The organism is Sphingobium sp. RC1 (genome assembly GCF_059738765.1).
Window position 1 is genome coordinate 100,530 of the sequence record NZ_AP027307.1, and the last position, 16,962, is coordinate 117,491.

The window sequence follows — 16,962 nt, forward strand, 5'->3', positions numbered from 1 at the left end:
GAAAGGATCCAAGAGTGATTGATTTGTTCAAGGACGCAGGACCGCAGTTTGAAAAGGGCCTTGTAATCCGCAAGGCGGTGCTGGGCGATGCCTATGTGGAAAATTCGCTTAACGCCGCGACACCCTTCAACATGGAAATCCAGAAGCTCGCGACGGAATATTGCTGGGGCGACATCTGGTCGCGTCCGGGCATTGATCGCAAGGCACGCAGCATGGTCAACTTGGCCATGCTTACGGCGCTGAACCGTCACCACGAATTCAAGGTCCACGTCCGCGGCGCCATCAACAACGGCGTGACCGCGGACGAGATCAAGGAAATCCTCCTCCAGAGCGCGATCTATGTCGGTCTGCCGGCATCGCTCGAACATTTTCGTCTCGCCGCCGAGGTGCTCGTTGAGATGGGCTTGATCAGCAATGACTGACAGCCCGAAAATCGCAGCACCCGCGATCGTCGGATTTGTCGGACTGGGCGCGATGGGCCTGCCCATGGCGACGCGCCTCATCAAGGCAGGCTATCTGGTCCAGGGTTTCGACCTATCCGAAGGCGCCCGCAAGAAGCTTGAGGAAACCGGTGGCAGGGCATGCGAAAGGGCGGAGCTGACAGCGCATGGGGCACAAGCCGTCATTACGATGCTGCCGAACTCAGCGATCGTGAACGAGGTGGCACTGGGCTCGCTGGCCGACCATCTGGACGGCGCGGTGCTGATCGACATGTCTTCATCAAGTCCCACCGACACTCGTAAACTCGGCAAGGAACTCGACAAGCGCGGGTTGCAGATGGTCGACGCCCCGGTTTCCGGTGGCGTTAAACGTGCAGCCGAAGGCTCTTTGGCGATCATGGTTGGCGGCGATACCGCACATGTGGCTCGCGTAAGACCCGTCCTGGAAGCTTTGGGCCAATCCATCTTCGAGACAGGGCCGCTCGGTTCAGGTCACGCCATGAAGGCATTGAACAATTTTGTGTCGGCTGCCGGCCTGACAGCCACGTGCGAGGCGATCGTAGTCGGTAAGAAGTTCGGACTCGACCCCGAGCAGATGGTCGACATTCTCAACGCCTCCACCGGGCGCAACAACAGCACCGAAAACAAGATCAAGCCCTTCATCCTGTCAGGCACCTACCAAGGCGGTTTCTCGCTCGCACTGATGGCGAAGGATCTCGGCGTCGCGGCCGGTTTGTCGGACGCAATGGAGTCCCGTTCGCCCACTTTGCACCTCATGGCTTCGCTCTGGGCCGCCGCTCGAGAGCAGCTTCAGGATGGTGCCGATCATACTGAGATCAATCGGTACTTGGCGACACTCAAGGGCTGACCGGCAACCGAGTGATGAACGTTGACTGTTCAACAGCAGATGGTGCATCGGCATTTATCGGATTGTCTGCAACTATGGCGTGAAGGAAGAGGGGAAAGGCGTGGCGGAACCTAAGACGTTTTTCGGGAGTGGCGCTCCCCGTCGGGTTGAGCCTATGCCGGTACGCCGGCAAGTCGAGGATGCGCTCCGGGACGCGATTGTGACTGGTCATTATCCGCCGGGCACGCACCTGTCTGACCGCGCCCTTATGGAGACGTTTGGAACTAGCAGGCAGATCATCCGAGAGGCAATCCGGCTGCTGGAGGCGGAGGGCCTGGTCGAGCAGCGTCCGCACCGCGGGCCGATTGTTGCGATGTTGACAGCCGACGAAGCCGAGGACGTCTACGCAGTTCGCGCCCAGCTTGAGGGCTTGGTGGTACATGAGTTCGCGCGCAAAGCGATCGAAAGCGATCGAGCGGTGCTGCGCGCAGTGTTCGAAAGGCTCTCTCGCTCAGGGGCAACCGACAACAAAGAGGCGCTCTTGGCCATCAAGCAGCAGATCTACGATGTCCTGCTCGTCGGTTGTGGGAACAGCTACGCGTCACAGATGCTGACGACGATCCTTCATCGCATTCGACAGCTTCGCGCTTACTCGCTTTCGGCACCGGGGCGGCTCAAGCATACGATCGAAGAGGTGCGTGCAATCGTCGATGCGATCGAACGCAGGGATGCTGAAGGCGCCGCCGCTGCGTGCCGACTGCATGTGCAAAAAGCGGCCGAGGCTGCACTTCCTATTTTGCGGGCTCAGGAAACAGAGCAAGCGAGGTAGTCCGAATGGAAAAGGCGGACCTGGACTTGATGGGGTGGACGCCCCCCGGCGGCATCGATGTGCCATAGTGGAGGTGTTGAACACCACTTGAGGAGGCGTCCATGTTGGAGATTAGCACGATCGGTTTGGACATCGCAAAGAATGTGTTTCATGCTCACGGTGCCGATGCGAACGGGCTTCAGGTTTTCAGCCGACGGATTACGCGTGGTAAATTGCTGTCCTTTTTCGCTGCCCAGCCAAGGTGCCTTGTGGCGCTGGAAGCTTGCGGCGGGGCGCATCATTGGGCGCGGGAGCTGATCCGTATGGGACATGATGTTCGGTTGATTCCGCCAGCCTACGTGAAGCCGTTTGTGAAGCGACAGAAGAACGATGCCGCTGATGCCGAGGCGATTTGCGAGGCAGCGCAACGTCCGAACATGCGGTTTGTGACGGTGAAGAGCGAGGAGCAGCAAGCCTCGGCACTGGTATTCCGGACCCGCGATCTGCTTGTCCGGCAACGCACGCAAACGATTAATGCGATTCGGGGGCACATGGCTGAATATGGCTGGGTTGCACCGAAAGGTCCAAGCTGGGTAGCGCAGCTTAGCGAGTTGATCGATGATGCGGTCACCGCGTCGCTACCACCGGCTGCGCGAGAGATGTTCCACGTCATGCTCGGCATACTTGAGGAGTTTGACCACCGGATAGCGGAACTCGACAAGGAAATTGCGCGGCGAGCCCGTGAAGATGAAGTCGCTCGTCGGCTGATGACCATACCGGGCGTTGGGCCGATAGCAGCGACAGCGATAACGGCACTCGCACCTGCTGCAGCGACATTCAAACGGGGGCGTGACTTTGCCGCCTGGCTTGGCCTTACGCCGCTGCAGAAATCTACAGGCGGCAAAACCAAGCTGGGACGGACATCCAAGATGGGTGAGCGCACACTGCGGCGATTGCTGATCATCGGCAGTAGTGCTGTTGTGCGTCAGGCCAGCAAGCGCGGTGCGGCCGAAGGTTCGTGGCTTGCTCGAATGCTGGCTCGCAAGCCGCGCATGCTGGTGACAGTGGCGCAGGCGAACAAGACAGCGCGGATCGTATGGGCGCTGCTCACGAAGGAAGAGGATTACAAAGCTCCGGTGGCAATGGCGGTATAGCGCGCCAAAGTCACCAGAGGTCGTCGGAAGACGCGGTCGGTCGAAGGAGGGTATGGCACAACAGTCGGCGAGACGCGGTCAAAAAACCAGACCGTTACAATGTGCACAAAGCACGCGGACTTGATTTGGATTTGACCCGCGAACTCCCATACAGGCCTGCAGTACATTCTGCAAAATGAGGCCGGACAGATGGCAGCATCCGACTACGCGCCGAACCCAATTTTCTGCTTGCGTCTGAAGGGGCGTCCACAGATGTACCGGTTTTGTGCCGGTCACCTATCTCATTAAGCCACCTTGGCTTCGGAGGCGAGCGGGCTGATGCCGCCTAGATATGAATGGCGGCGACGGGTGTCGTAGAAACCATTGATGTACTGGAATATGGCAGCTTTCGCCTGATGCCGCGTTGGCCAGCGCTGCCGCCAGATGAGTTCCGCTTTCAGGGATTTGAAAAACATCTCGACGGAGGCATTGTCGTAACAATTACCCTTGCCGATCATCGATGGACGCAGGCCATGGGCTGAGGCTGAGGCTATACTGTTCCCGGCGCCGATGCCTGCTGTAATCTCTTGTTCCAGTCTTATTTCGGTAATTCGACATCCTCGTTTCCATCAAATAGCGCGCGTTGCCGGCCTGTGCCACTTGCACTTCTCCGAGTTGCACATCGAGCCTGTCTCGCCCAGACGACCATCGATCTCGTGTAGAATGTAAATTCCTACTATGTGGTTATATGCAATAACGCTTTCATATAAAGAGCAACCTACCCCGGTGGCCCTTGCGCCTTACTCGATTGATCTAATCAATGGGTGGACCTTACCCGAGGCGGGTGTCGATGCGGCATATTGCTTATTGGGGAATATATTTACCATCGTGCCATGGTCAAGTGATTGAATGCGGCGGCAGCCTGCCGGTAACATGAAATCCATTCCATCGAATATGTTGACAGAAACTAAATTCCATTGTATGATAATCTGGTATAAAAGTGGGAGAGGGTTTATGAGATTGCGCACTAGCATCTTATGCGCTGCCGCGGCTGGCACGTTGCTGCCGACTTTTGCAATGGCTGAGCCAATATCTTCGAGTACGGAGGGCGGGGCTTCAGAAGGCCAAGCAGCTACCGCAGCTGAAAATTCCCGCCCGTCTAGTGCAGACATCATCGTGACGGCAAACAGGAGGTCGGAGAGGCTTCAGGACGTTCCGATCACCGTCACCGCCGTCGCCGGCGAGACGCTTCGCGAGCGCGGCGTCAAGAATCCGGAAGATCTGAGCCGCATTTCGCCCAGCCTCGTTACCCAGAATAACGCAGCGAATGCCCAAGGGACCAACTTTTCCATACGCGGTGTCGGCACCTCCAGCTTCCAGAGGTCAGTTGAGCCCAGCGTCGCTGTCGTCTTGGACGATGTGACCCTGATCCGTTCGGAACTGGGTGTCATTAATTTCACCGATCTTGCTCAAGTTGAAGTCCTGAACGGACCGCAAGGCTTTCTATTTGGCAAGAATGCATCCGCGGGGCTTATCAACATCCGAACCAATGATCCGGTGATCGGGACCAATTCTGGCCGCATCTTTTCGGAATATGGCCAGCTGGATAACGCCAACGACACATCATTATTCCGTGTGCAGGGCATAGCCAACCTGGCGCTGTCTGACGACGCGGCGGCAAGAATCAACGGCTTCTACGTCAAGAATTCATCGCTTCAGAAGAATGTCGTGCCCAATTCCGACTTCGATGGTGGCCTGCGGCAGGTCGGCGGATCTGCGAAGCTGTTGTGGAAGCCTACGGACCGCCTGACCGTGCTGCTGGCGGGCGACTATCTGGATTCCCGCGGTGCGGGTGGCGGCGTCGCGAGTTTCCGCAGTGTCGCGTCCGCCAGTCCTCTGGCTCAATTGCTTCCCACGCTCGGCATCACGCCCGGCACCAACAATTCCAAGAGCGCCTATGATGGACCGACCTTCTACAACCTAAAGGTCGGCGGGGTTCAAGCCAAGATTTCCTATGAACTGGATAGCGGCCTGACTATCACGAACATCGCGGCCTACCGTGGGTTCAAGACGTCCCAGCAGTTTGACGCCGACTATAGCCCTCTGCCCCTGGTACAGGTATTCGGCGGCGGCATCACTACCGATCAATTTTCCAACGAACTGCGCCTCGCTTCCCCCGCGGGAGGAAAATTCGACTATCAGGCCGGACTGTTTCTGCTTAAGGCGCGAGTGCGGGAGGACAATCTGCTCGCGGCATCTTTGGGTCAAACGCCACCCCCAGGCTTCGCGACCGTGCTGGGAAGCGATAGCTTCTGGCGCCAGAAGCTTGGCAGTTATGCCGTCTATGGCCAGGGCACCTATCGCTTCACGGACAGGCTGCGCCTGACCGCAGGCGCTCGTCTGACCCATGAAACCATCAATATGCGCTATGAAAATACAGCAGGCGGTGGCGCGTTATCCTTGTATCCGGTCGCTCCTGATCGCCAGCAGGCCCGTAGTGAAACCAACTTGTCGGGGCGCGCAACGCTGCAATATGACTTGAACAACGACTGGATGATCTATGGCACCGCCGCGCGCGGATATAAGGGGCCAGGTTATGCGCAATATTCCTTCTCCTACGTGCGGCCCGAAATTTCGACCCATTTCGAAATCGGGTCGAAGGCCCAGTTTTTCGATCGCAAGTTGACGGTCAACCTGTCAGCATACAATACGGACTTTAAGGATTTCCAGGCCCAGAGCATCGATTTCACGACGCTGTCGTTCCTGTTGCAGAATGCGGGTAAGTTGCGCACGCGGGGCGCGGAAATACAGGTCATCGCACGGCCGACATCCCGCCTTACGTTCAACGCCAGCGTCGCCTATACAGATGCCCGCTTCATCTCCTTCAAGGGGGACACCTGCTATGTGGGACAAGTCGATTGCGTGAATGGCGCGACCGACTCCTCTGGTCGTAGACTGCCGAACGCGCCAAAGTGGAAAGCAATCGCAGACATAAGCTACGAACAACCATTGGGTGACAATTTCGCCGCCATCTTCAATGTTGGCGTGACATCGCAATCCTCCTATAATTTCCTGTCGAACGCAGATCCCAGTTCGATACAGAAGGGCTATACGGCGCTTGATCTGGGCGTTACCCTGACCCCGACCGCGCGCAATTGGAGCCTCCGCGCTTTCTGCCGCAACTGTACCGACCGCCGCTACGTCGCTACAGTTCAGGGCCATCCGTTTTTCGCTAGCGACTATATCCAGAACTTGAGCTATGGGGGCTTCCGCCAACTTGGCCTTGCGCTCGACGTGGGCTTCTAAGCTTCAAGCGCGATTGAACAATTATTATTTATGACCTGCCAGAGCGCAGCGTGCCAGATGGCCGCCGCGCTCTTTTCTTTTTACTCGGTCGCATGCCCATAAGCGGGATTGAACGAACTCGCTGACGCTCGACTAACGCCTTCGGGCTGGCGGTAATGGTCCCTGTGGGAGAAGTTGATTGCTTAGACCCAGGAGTTTGTCCCATGGCAGAAGATCTGTTCAAAGACCTTGGGGAAGGCTGTGTCATGCTGGCCGACCGGACCTACGACGGCAGTGCCATGCGCGCTACTCTCGCAGCGCGTGGCGCCTGGGCCTGTATCAAACCCATGTCGAACCGCAAGCCCATCTTACCGAAGCTTTGGGTTGGCGATCCGGTAAAGCTTGCCGCGACCCATGTTCCAGAAAATGTAGCCTTCGCCACCGAGCCAGCTTCGGCTCTGGCGGGCAAACCCATGGTTGCCGGTAAAGCGGAGGAGATCGCTAATGCTCTTGCTCCCGATGTCTGGCTGCGCCTCTCCGTCCGCGAAGGCACCAAAGGCGCACAGCTTCACGACTGCGCTTTACTGTGAACTCGCCGACCTCGAAGCTGATGAATATGATGAAATGAAGTCGGGGTTTGGACCCGCGGCTTCTGATCCGCCGCAATATGGGCGACGGCGATCTTGCATTCTTCACAACCTGGTGCCCGCAGGGACAGACATCCAGACGCTCGTTTCCGTCGAGGTCGTGGCTGGGCAATCGAGACAGCTTCGAGGCCGCCAAGAACGAGCTTGGCCTCGATCACGACGAAACCCGGTCATGTCATGGCTGGCATCGCCACGTCTCGCTCGTGATGCTCGCCTTCTTTGGGTCATGATGCGATGCCTGATCCAGGGTCGCCACCCCGGACCAGGCGGAAGGGGTCGGATCGATTATGCCGGTCGCTGAGGGACCGAGCCAGAGTGGGCTCTCCCTTTCTTTTCCGTCAGGCCCGAACGGATATCGGGGTGCAAGGCCCGGATGAAAAGTATAGGACGGCGGAAAAGGTGGGCAACAATCTACCGCATACGGTTGGCGTCGCCGCCGTCATACGCCCAGCCCCGGTCACCAAGCGATGCCGCGCAACTAGTGATGTTGCGCGGCATCGGCCCGTCGTCAGCAGCTCGTCCCTACATACTCAGAACGCGAAATCCAGCGCTGCTCCGATCTGTCTGAAGGACTGATAACCCATGCTTTGGGCGTAATCCGTCTGAAATAGCGCGTTACTTGAGACGGAGGTAACAAATCGGGTGTCGGTGCAATTGCGGCAAAAGGCCCTCAATGTCCACCGGCCATCGTCGCCGGTCAGCCCTACCCCAATGTCCAGGGTCGTGTAGCCTTTCTGCACGGTGGCGGGGTTGCCGTTCGATGCGAAGTTGATTCCGGACTGAGCAGAAACGGCGGCATTGAATGTCGCGGTCAGCCGATCGGAGACTGGATGCTTGTACTGCATCGCCGCCGTCCCCTTCCACTTGGGCGCGTTCGGAAGGACCCGCCCCGATGAGTCAGTGACGCCACCCACGCAATCGGGTTGGCCAAGATAGCACAGGTCACCAGTGAACGAAACGAAGTGGGCATCGACGTAGGCGACGCCGCCGCTGAGGGTAAGGCCCCGCAGTGGATCGGCAGCGAGCTGAAGTTCCGCGCCCCTGGTCTGCAATTTTCCGGCGTTCAAGACAACGGACGAGATCGTTGCGGGATTAAGCACTTGCGCCTGGAAGTCACGGAATTTGGTCTGGAATACCGATGCGTTGAGCGTAAGTTTGTGATCGAAAAACTGGGACTTGCTTCCAAGCTCGATGTGGTCGGAAATTTCAGGCCGAACATAGGTCGACGTGTATTGGGAGAAGCCGGGCCCCTTGTAACCGCGAGCCGCAGTCGCATAGATCATCCAGTCGCGAGTCAGATCATATTGCAGCGTCCCGCGCCACGAGAAATTTGTATTGTTGCGGTTGGCGGTCATGACGGGTGACGCCGGGATCAGTTGCATCACCGATCCATTTGCTTCCGAATGGTAGAGCATGTCTATTGTATCATATGTGAGCCTGCCGCCAGCGGTGAAGCGCAATGCATCGGTCAGCCGATAAGAAGCTTGTCCGAATATAGCATAACTGCCGAGCAACTGGCGCTGGTAGCCGGTGCCACCCAATATCGTGGTGAAACCGGGCGGCGGTGTTTGGCCAAGACTGGCTTCAAGATGATATCCTTGGGAGACGCGGCCTTTAAGAAAAAATAGACCAACTTGGTAGTCAAAAGCCCCGCCCACGGGCGATGCGATACGAAGTTCATCGGAAAGCTGCTTGAACTTTTTCGGTTCGCTAAAAAGCTCGGCCAGGCTTATCTGGGTGCCGTCCCCATCAAACGCTTGCTCAACACTGAACGCCCTAGCAGCCAAAATGTTCGTGATTGTGTGCCCGCTGTCGAATTCATATTCGAGCTTAACCTGCGCGCCGCCGACTTTCACGTGATTGAAAAGCGGTGCATCGTTGGCGAACTGGGTGTTGCGGGGGCCAGCCTCGATCCCGACGGCGTCGACGATCGCTTGTGCCGGGCTTCCCGGAGCGATCGAACGGAAGCTGGCCAAACCGGCACCCTGTCCGCGCGAGTCCAGATAGTCGGCTCCGAAGAGAATCGAGAGGCGATCGGAGGGCTTCCATGCCCATTTTAGGTTGCCGCCCACCTGCTCCAGCCCGGCCTCCGCGGCGGTGTTCGGACCGAGGTTCTCGAAGATAGGCGTATTCCGAACGTAAGACAAATTTATGCGCGCGGCCGAATTAGGCGAGAGGGCAAGGTTGCCCATGCCTCGTACTTGGAACAGCGAGGTTCCATTTCCGGTATTGAGCAGGCCGTACTCGCTGGAAACGCGTCCTTCTGTGACACCGATTTTCGGATCATTCGTGTGAATGTTGACTAGGCCGGCAGAGGCATTTTTGCCGAACAGCATGCCTTGCGGACCGTTCAACACCTCCACTTGCGACAGATCGGCAAAGTTGATCACCGCCATCTCCGGGCGGATCAGGGTGACGTCGTCCACAACGACCGCAACACTGGCCTCGATCGTCCGCTGGAAGCTGGACGTCCCCACCCCTCGGATCGAGAAATTGGTGCCTTGTGCGTTCGCGGCGCCATTTTGAGTTGTGAGGGTGGGCGCCAGCTTGGTGAGTTCCTGAGGATTGCTGACCCCCCGGTCCCGCAATGTGCCCGCATTGATGGCGGTGACGCTGATGGGCACGTCCTGAAGCCGCTCCGCCCGGCGGTTCGCCGTGACGATGATGTCGCTCACGTCTGCAGCGCTGGACGCTGCAGACGCGGGGTTTGGCGCCGTTTGCGCGAACGCCGCCGTCGCGGTGAACGGGAGCAGAGCGCTCGCAAGAAGGACTGAGCGAAAGCTCCTTTGATTCATCAACATCGACCGGTCTCCCCCAATAGGTAGTTATTCTGCTTGATATAGAACACTCATATCATAGTCCTGTCAACATAATAAATACGTTCCGCTCTTGACGTCGTCTTTCTCCGGCTTGACCGGAACTAAGGAAGCCGGGGTTACTCGGCGGTCGCCATCGGCTTGCTCTGCCTGGTGCACGTTGATCGCCTTTGCTTTCAATCAAGGGCGCAACAAGACAGGCGTGCGTTCGGCGGCGCCAAAGCGTCGATCGGGACCACGCCCTTTCGAGAATTCTCAAACTTCTATGTCTACGAGTGCAATTTCAATTCTAAATAATGTCGTTGGGGGCGGAGCCTCAGTCGCGACCCTACTTTGTAGGCGAGCCCAAACTGGGCGTCCAAACACCCCAGCCGCCGCTGCCGCCCAGGCGGTCGCCTGTAATCATCGCCTCGGCCTGGCCGATGTCACGGATGAACACAGCCGCCTGGTGGGGGCTGGCCGAACCGATATTTGAGAAATAGACCTTGAGCGTGAAGCGGGACCACGTCGCGCAGATCGACCATGGATTGGGCTTGAGGTTACTCTGAGCCGGGTGCGGTCACTGCAACCGCCGCACCCTGGAGCCGCTCTTCGGTCTCGGAGGCCGTGACCATAATGTCCGTTAGGTCCCCGGCTTTCGTATCTGTCGCTTGCCGGCGCTTGTGCCTAGGCGTGCGTCGGCAAAATGGCCGCACCCGCCAGCAAGATGGACTCTGACGTGACCGGAAGAGCATGCGCTACCGGTCACAGCGGGAAAATGATGCCGACCTTCGGTCGAAGCTGCGTGAGCTTGCGCAGCGGCGCCGCCGGTTTGGCTATCGTCGGCTGCACATCCTGCTGCGGCGAGAGGGGGTGGTGATCTCCGCTTGGGCAAGCGCCCCGCTGTCCGCGACCGGATCGAGGCGGCAGGGGCAGCGCTGCGCTTCCTGCCGCCCTACAGCCCCGACTTCAACCCGATCGAGAAGGCTTTCTCTCGCCTCAAGGCCATGCTCCGAAAAGCAGGCGAGCGCACCGTCAGCGGCCTCTGGGGCCTCATCGGCAGGCTCGTCGACATCTTCCAGCCCGCCGAATGTGCCAACTACTTCAGCTCGTGCGGCTATGATCCAGACTGATCGAAAACCGCTCTAGAAGAAACTCCTGAAGGGCCGACCTAAGGTCGGCCCTCTTTTTATTCTTCAGCACCCGCGTTCGGCTCGACCGCATTTGGGGGATCGCGCTTGGCGACGTCCCTCTGCGCAATGCGCAATCGAACCGAGGCACCTTCCGGCTCGTCTATATCGTCGATAAGACCCGCTGGGACCTTCCAGGCAGTGAATGCCTCCAAGGTCGGCGCTGACCGACGCTTCCCTGGCGGCTGAACCATCGCAACGAAGCAACAATGATCGGCAGCCTAAATCAGGGTCGGACGTCGTGTCATCGGATTTGAGTGCCCCGCTCAGGTCGAGAGCGGCCGGAAATCGGAAGATCTGCACCTGAGGCTCGAAAATTGGTCCCTGAACGGCGACAAAGGTGAAGGGTTTCGGGCGCTTGCGTACGAAAGCCTTCCATGCAGGAACCCGCGATTCCAGCAGGTTATCCTATGGGGACTTAGCTTCCGGCTGGTTCGGCGGGATACGAGATGCGCGCTGATGGACGCGCGACATCGGCACGGGTGCGATAGACCATGTCTTCCTGACCGGCGGCTCCTCATTGATCGCCGCCGTCCGCCGCTTGTTTGAGGAACCCTTCGCCGCCAGCCACATTGCGCGTGGCAATGAGTTGACCTCCATCGCCCACGGCCTTGCACTGATCGGTCAGGAGGCCAGCATCGCTGAATGGACCGCAAGCAGTGAAGATGAAATAGCGCAGGGTTGAATAGTGGTCCTGGTTGCGACAGCGCGGATGGCCGCTGCGCGCCATTCCTGGCTCCTGCCGGTCCCCTTTTCCAGTCTAGATGTTCAGCACTGGCGGGTCGCTGTCGTGAATTGCTAGAGGGCAGCCACCTTAGATATGCGGGATGCGCATAGCTAACAACGGTCTTTGCAGCTTTCACCCCGCCAGCCAGTCACTTACCCTGTCATCGGGGCCCGCCCGAAGCTCGATCTTCGCCGACACACGTCTTGGATCGCATTTCTCGGCCATAGGCGGACCCTGAGAGCTAGGTGGCTCCATTAAGATAGCTCCAAGAAGCGGTGCTATTGTAAAGCGGAGAGAGGTCATGTCAGTAGGAACCCGCGCAACGTTAATTGTCGGCATTGCCGCCCGCGCTCACCGCGCCGGCTCTATTTCTATGATCATCTCCTCTCGGGAGCAGCCATCCTGTATGGCTGGTTCCATTTTTTAATTACACAGCGTGACATCATCCCGTTGTATTTTGGAGAGTATCTGATGGGCGGTTTTGAAACCAAACGCGCATTTGCGCTGTCGTTGCTTGCCTTATCGTTCGCCTCTACTGCTTTTGCCAGGCAAGGGGCATGGGTTGATGCTTTTCAATCCAGCCCCGCCGATTATGATCTGAAATTGCCGCCGCACATCGAGCTGCCGGAATCTGCCAAATCATTTCTGACGGAGCGTCCGCCGGTCAGTGGCACGATCCGGGTCCGTTTCGCCGTCGTCGCGGGCGGCAATCAGGTTCGCATCAGGATTTCCAATGAAGAGGGCACATCTCCTCTGTCGCTCACGGCCGCGACGGTGGGACGTGCCGGCGATGGATTCGACATGGTTCAAGGCTCCATGCGTCCGCTGACCTTTGGCGGACGGCGTAGCGCGATGGTTCCTGTAGGGGCGCCGCTGCTGAGTGACCCCGTTGATCTGCCGGTTTCCGAGGGTACGGCTCTGGTGGTTAGCACGATGCTCGCGGAGCCGCTTCAACTCAAACCATTCGGTTCAACCCTGATGAGTGTCGCACCGGGAGACCAGACCGGCAACGAAAGTCTGGAAAATCCTCAGTTTGTTTCTGGGCGGCCCCTTGTTAGCGGAGCGATGGTGCTGTCCAGCCATTCTCATCGCGTCATCGTTGCGCTGGGGGATTCTATCACGGATGGAAATCGTAGCACGCCGGGAGCTACGCGGGGTTGGCCCGAAGAGCTGGCGCGCCGTCTGGACTACAGCAAGTCAGGTGCCGCGCCCGTTATCCTGAACGCCGGATTGGGCGGCAACAGGGTGCTGGCTGCAGGATTCGGTAGATCTGCGCTCTCTCGCCTCGATCGGGATGCTCTAAATATAAAAGGTGTGACGCACATCATATTGTTCGAAGGCATCAATGACATCGGCCTGTCCGGACGAACAATGTACGGCGAAAATCCACCACTGGATGTCGCAGATCTTATTGCAGGCTATCGCCAGATCATCGCCCGGGCACATGTGAAGGGGGTCAAAGTCATTATGGGCACCATCATGCCCTTTGCCGGGGCCGACTATTATACGCCAGAGAAAGAAGCGATCCGCCAAGCTGCAAATCAGTGGATGCGTAGTTCGAACGAACCGGACGCCGTGATCGACTTTGATGCCGCCACCCGCGATCCGCAAAGGCCCTCCTACCTCCGCCAGGATCTGGATTCCGGTGATCACCTTCACCCCAATGCCGCCGGTTACAAGGTGATGGCGGATGCAGTCGCCTTGCCGCTCCTAAATTAGGCAGTTCCGGTGATCTTCGGCAGGAAGCGTCAGAACCCGGCGGGCTCCATGGTCATTTTCTAGCGGCCAGATTGGCCCTTTGAAGAACGCTTGCTGGTCTGGAAGGCGTTAAATCCCATGAGGCTCTCGCTGGACACAAACGGCTGTTTACTGGCCGGGCCGCTGAACGGCTTGAGTTGGGCGGCAGCAGTCAGTGGAATTCATTTCAGCGAGCGGCCGCTTTCCTGCCTCCGCTTCTCCGAATGCGACATTCAAAAGCCGGCCATCTTTGACGTGACCGTTCGAATAGCCGACTATCCGGAGTTGCGCATCGAGAATTGGCGACAGAACGGCAAGGTGGGGTCGTCTCCCCGCGCGCGTCTCCCCCCGCGCCGTTGTGGTCCGGGGGGGAAGTGTCATGGGCTTATCAGGATTTGGTCCCGCCACACGCGAGCGAGTAATGGGGCGATCCGTCAGCTTATGGCGCTCATATGCAATCAGCTAGCGCCGCTCAGGCTGGTGCGATTGAACTATCAGCCATGCGCTGCTCCTGGCCAATGCTATTTTCAAAGAGATCCATGGTGCGCTCAAACCGGGCAAAGAGTTCGTCGAGCTCGTCCGACGTTATGACGAGGGGTGGGCAGAAGACGATCGTGTCACCCAGCGCGCGCACGATCAGTCCTTGCGTCAGACCTATGTCGGCAAGGCGGGTGCCAGCCCTCATCGCTGGGTCAAATGAGATGCGGTTTGCAGGGTCGGCGTATAGTTCGATAGCACCGATCAGGCCGATGCCACGTACTTCGCCAACATACTTGCGCCCTTCGTACCCGCGAAGCGCTTCTTGGAATCGGGGCGTCAGAGCCTTCACATGACCAACAACATCATCTTCTTCGTAAATCTTCAATGTCTCGAGCGCGATGGCGCAGCTCACCGGATGTCCCGAATAGGTGAAGCCGTGGCCAAAGATACCGATGCTGCCGCTATTGGCTGCAACTGCGGCGTAGACCTTCTCGTTTATCAGCACCGCAGAAATTGGTGCATAACCAGAGGACAGGCCTTTGGCGGTGGTGAGGATATCCGGCCTAATGCCGTAGGTGTTCGACCCGAACATCTCGCCAGTGCGTCCATAACCGCATACGACTTCGTCTGCGATGAACAGCACGTCATATTTCGCGAGAACTTTTTGCACCTTGTCGAAGTATGTGGCCGGTGGCGGAAGAACCCCACCCGCGCCAATTAGAGGCTCAGCAATGAAAGCGCCAACGGTCTCAGGGCCTTCGTTCAGGATCATCGTTTCGAGACTATTTGCAAGGCGGGTGGCGAAGTCTTCCTCGCTTTCACCTGGTTCGGCATAGCGGAAGTAATGCGGGCAATCCGTGTGCAAGATATTGCTGAGCGGAAGATCGAAGTCGCGATGATTGTTGACGAGCCCACTCAGGCTCGCCGCGGCCACGGTCACACCGTGGTACGCATTGCGCCGGGCAATGATCTTCTTCTTTTCGGGCTTCCCAATGGCGTTGTGATAATACCAGATGAGCTTCACCGCAGTATCGTTCGCCTCCGAGCCGCTGTTGGCGAAGAACACTTTCGACATCGGCACGGGCGCAATTGCAATCAGCTTCTCTGCAAGCACGATTGCGGCTGGGTTCGATCGCCCATTGAACGTGTGGTAATATGGCATCTGGTACAAGGCGTCACTACCAGCCTTGGCCAAGCGGGCGTTGCTGAACCCGAGCGACGCGCACCACAATCCCGACACGCCTTCAAGGTAGCGGTTCCCCTGATCATCTTCCACGAAGACGCCGTCACCACGCGTGACGGTGAATGGGCCCGTTTCCGGATGCGCAGCTAGGTTGGTAAACGAATGTAGATGTGCCGCAATGTCGCTGGCGGCATTCGCTGTGTGGTTGCGCATGTCTGGTCGTCTTTCGGTGATAGAATGTTCAAGGCGGTCGGTGTTGGCTCGGCCCCGCTCACGATGGCTTGTCGATAAAACTAATTGGCAGTGGGGGCGTCGTGTTCGGATTAGCGACGCTTTTTCCCAATGATCAGCGGCAGGCCTCCGGTCGCCGCATACGGGCCGATGGGATGAAACCGGCCTGCCAATGATGGCGCCAACCTGATGAAATCTGCAGCCCTTCATGCGATCGCCGGTCAACGGCTTGGCAAACGGGGGAATTCCCCTTTCTTGCAAAATGCCATTGTACGTCGACCTCCCGGCGCGCCCAAGAGGGCTGCACTTGGAGGTCGAGTTCGATGACTTACTCTGCCGCCATGCCATATTCCGGAGGCATGATCGTGGGCAGGCCCGGATCGTAAATATTGTTCAGCAGCATCGTGAACGCCGGATCGTTCAGCGGATCATTGGGCATCTGGAACGGCTGCCCCTTGGCGCGAAGGTCGGAGATGAAGATGTCGAACACCTGCTCCTGCGTCAGATCGTCGCTGTGGTCGAGCGCAACCTTCATCTCCGTCATGTCCATGTAGATATCCGCGCCCCAGTGGACCAGCAGCCGCGTCTCGTCTGCTGACAGGCGGTGGACGACCTTTTCGTCCGTGGTGATGCGCCATCCATCCGATCCTGGATCACCTTGGATGACCGAATTGATCGCCAGACCATCGACCCGGCGCTGATCTTCCGGACCGCAGGCATTGGCGCCGTGATACATGACTTCGTTTTCCACCACCGCAGCGCGACCCCACATCGGCGCGTATAGCTGCTTGGGCTGGCCCGAAGGGCCATCTGGCCAGTAGGTGAAGCCGCCGCCGATCTGGCCCTTGTAGTACCACGTCAGCACTTGGGCCTTCTTGGCCTGCCAGCGCCGGAACAACCCGGACTTGGTCATGATGCCGATCAGCCACGACGGTGAATTCTGGTAATTGATGCCGCGGAAATCAGTGCCATCGACATGCGGCGGGCCGCCCGCTTCTGTGGGTCCCTGGATATTGACCAGCATCAGGTTCGGCGTAGCGTACTTGGCCTGCCAGTAGCCTCTGACCAGATCGAGAAATTTGGTATTGAGGAAGCAGTCTTCGATCTCGGGATAAAGGCTGGCATGGCCTTGTCCCAGCGTTGCCCGGAATACAGGGCTGAGGAACATGTCCCAGGTGACCTCGACCCCCTCTGGCAGTGAGCCGGACGTGGCGGCGATGACCTGTTCGGGCGAGGTGAATTCCTGCGCAAGGATCAGCGACCAGGGGCCTTCACGGCGCAGGACGTCGAACAGCCTGGTGCGCTGGTCTTCGGTGAAGGCATTCTCGATGATCTGAGGCTCGGCAACCGGTCGAAGAAAAGTGTCATTTCGGCCGTTAGACAGCGATACGTTCATGACTGTGCTTTCGATAAGGCGAGGGAGACGATCCCGCGGTGAGGCATTGATCAGGCGCGCACT

General features: G+C 58.2%; 9 protein-coding genes and 5 pseudogenes. 10 read left to right on the forward strand and 4 right to left on the reverse strand.

Annotation, left to right across the window (positions count from 1 at the left end):
• Positions 1-14: 14 nt before the first annotated feature.
• From AC6JBC_RS13505 to AC6JBC_RS13520, 4 genes are all read left to right on the forward strand, one after another.
• Positions 15-422, forward strand: a complete 408-nt coding sequence (locus AC6JBC_RS13505; RefSeq protein ID WP_449470418.1) for a carboxymuconolactone decarboxylase family protein — start codon at positions 15-17, stop codon at positions 420-422.
• Positions 415-1,308, forward strand: coding sequence for an NAD(P)-dependent oxidoreductase (locus AC6JBC_RS13510; protein WP_449470419.1), 894 nt, complete (start codon positions 415-417; stop codon positions 1,306-1,308). Before AC6JBC_RS13505 ends, AC6JBC_RS13510 begins: the two co-directional genes overlap by 8 nt.
• 154 nt (positions 1,309-1,462) lie before the next feature.
• Entirely contained in the window at positions 1,463-2,116 is a 654-nt protein-coding gene (locus AC6JBC_RS13515) for a GntR family transcriptional regulator (RefSeq protein ID WP_449470420.1), read from the forward strand.
• A gap of 101 nt (positions 2,117-2,217) precedes the next feature.
• Positions 2,218-3,249 carry an IS110 family RNA-guided transposase gene (locus tag AC6JBC_RS13520; protein ID WP_449470391.1) on the forward strand — a complete coding sequence of 344 codons (1,032 nt, stop codon included), beginning with the start codon at positions 2,218-2,220 and terminating at the stop codon, positions 3,247-3,249.
• Positions 3,250-3,533: 284 nt separating this feature from the next.
• On the opposite strand, the pseudogene AC6JBC_RS13525 reads toward AC6JBC_RS13520, so the two are convergent.
• Positions 3,534-3,764 (reverse strand): annotated as a pseudogene (locus AC6JBC_RS13525) (integrase core domain-containing protein); the annotation flags it as partial.
• A gap of 640 nt (positions 3,765-4,404) precedes the next feature.
• On the opposite strand from AC6JBC_RS13525, the gene AC6JBC_RS13530 reads away from it, so the two are divergent.
• Together AC6JBC_RS13530 and AC6JBC_RS13535 are read left to right on the forward strand one after the other, a co-directional pair.
• Positions 4,405-6,534 (forward strand): TonB-dependent receptor, encoded by a 2,130-nt coding sequence (locus AC6JBC_RS13530; RefSeq protein WP_449470421.1) that lies wholly within the window; start codon positions 4,405-4,407, stop codon positions 6,532-6,534.
• Positions 6,535-6,791: 257 nt separating this feature from the next.
• Positions 6,792-7,378: pseudogene (locus tag AC6JBC_RS13535) on the forward strand (transposase family protein); the annotation flags it as partial.
• 312 nt (positions 7,379-7,690) lie between these two features.
• Here the strand turns inward: AC6JBC_RS13535 and AC6JBC_RS13540 are convergent.
• Positions 7,691-9,835 carry a TonB-dependent receptor gene (locus AC6JBC_RS13540; RefSeq protein WP_449470423.1) on the reverse strand — a complete coding sequence of 715 codons (2,145 nt, stop codon included), beginning with the start codon at positions 9,833-9,835 and terminating at the stop codon, positions 7,691-7,693.
• 861 nt (positions 9,836-10,696) lie between these two features.
• Here AC6JBC_RS13540 and AC6JBC_RS13545 point away from each other — a divergent pair.
• The 4 genes and pseudogenes from AC6JBC_RS13545 to AC6JBC_RS13560 form a co-directional block, all read left to right on the forward strand.
• A pseudogene (locus tag AC6JBC_RS13545) lies at positions 10,697-10,835 on the forward strand (IS3 family transposase); the annotation flags it as partial.
• Positions 10,836-10,848: 13 nt separating this feature from the next.
• Positions 10,849-11,088 (forward strand): annotated as a pseudogene (locus AC6JBC_RS13550) (transposase); the annotation flags it as partial.
• Positions 11,089-11,629: 541 nt separating this feature from the next.
• Positions 11,630-11,830, forward strand: a pseudogene (locus tag AC6JBC_RS13555) (Hsp70 family protein); the annotation flags it as partial.
• Between the two features lie 513 nt (positions 11,831-12,343).
• Positions 12,344-13,591, forward strand: a complete 1,248-nt coding sequence (locus tag AC6JBC_RS13560; protein ID WP_449470424.1) for an SGNH/GDSL hydrolase family protein — start codon at positions 12,344-12,346, stop codon at positions 13,589-13,591.
• Positions 13,592-14,081: 490 nt separating this feature from the next.
• On the opposite strand, the gene AC6JBC_RS13565 is transcribed toward AC6JBC_RS13560, so the two are convergent.
• Entirely contained in the window at positions 14,082-15,485 is a 1,404-nt protein-coding gene (locus tag AC6JBC_RS13565) for an aminotransferase (RefSeq protein WP_449470426.1), read from the reverse strand.
• A gap of 346 nt (positions 15,486-15,831) precedes the next feature.
• On the reverse strand, positions 15,832-16,899 hold the full coding sequence (locus AC6JBC_RS13570; RefSeq protein ID WP_449470428.1) for a hypothetical protein: 1,068 nt from the start codon (positions 16,897-16,899) through the stop codon (positions 15,832-15,834).
• Positions 16,900-16,962 lie beyond the last annotated feature (63 nt).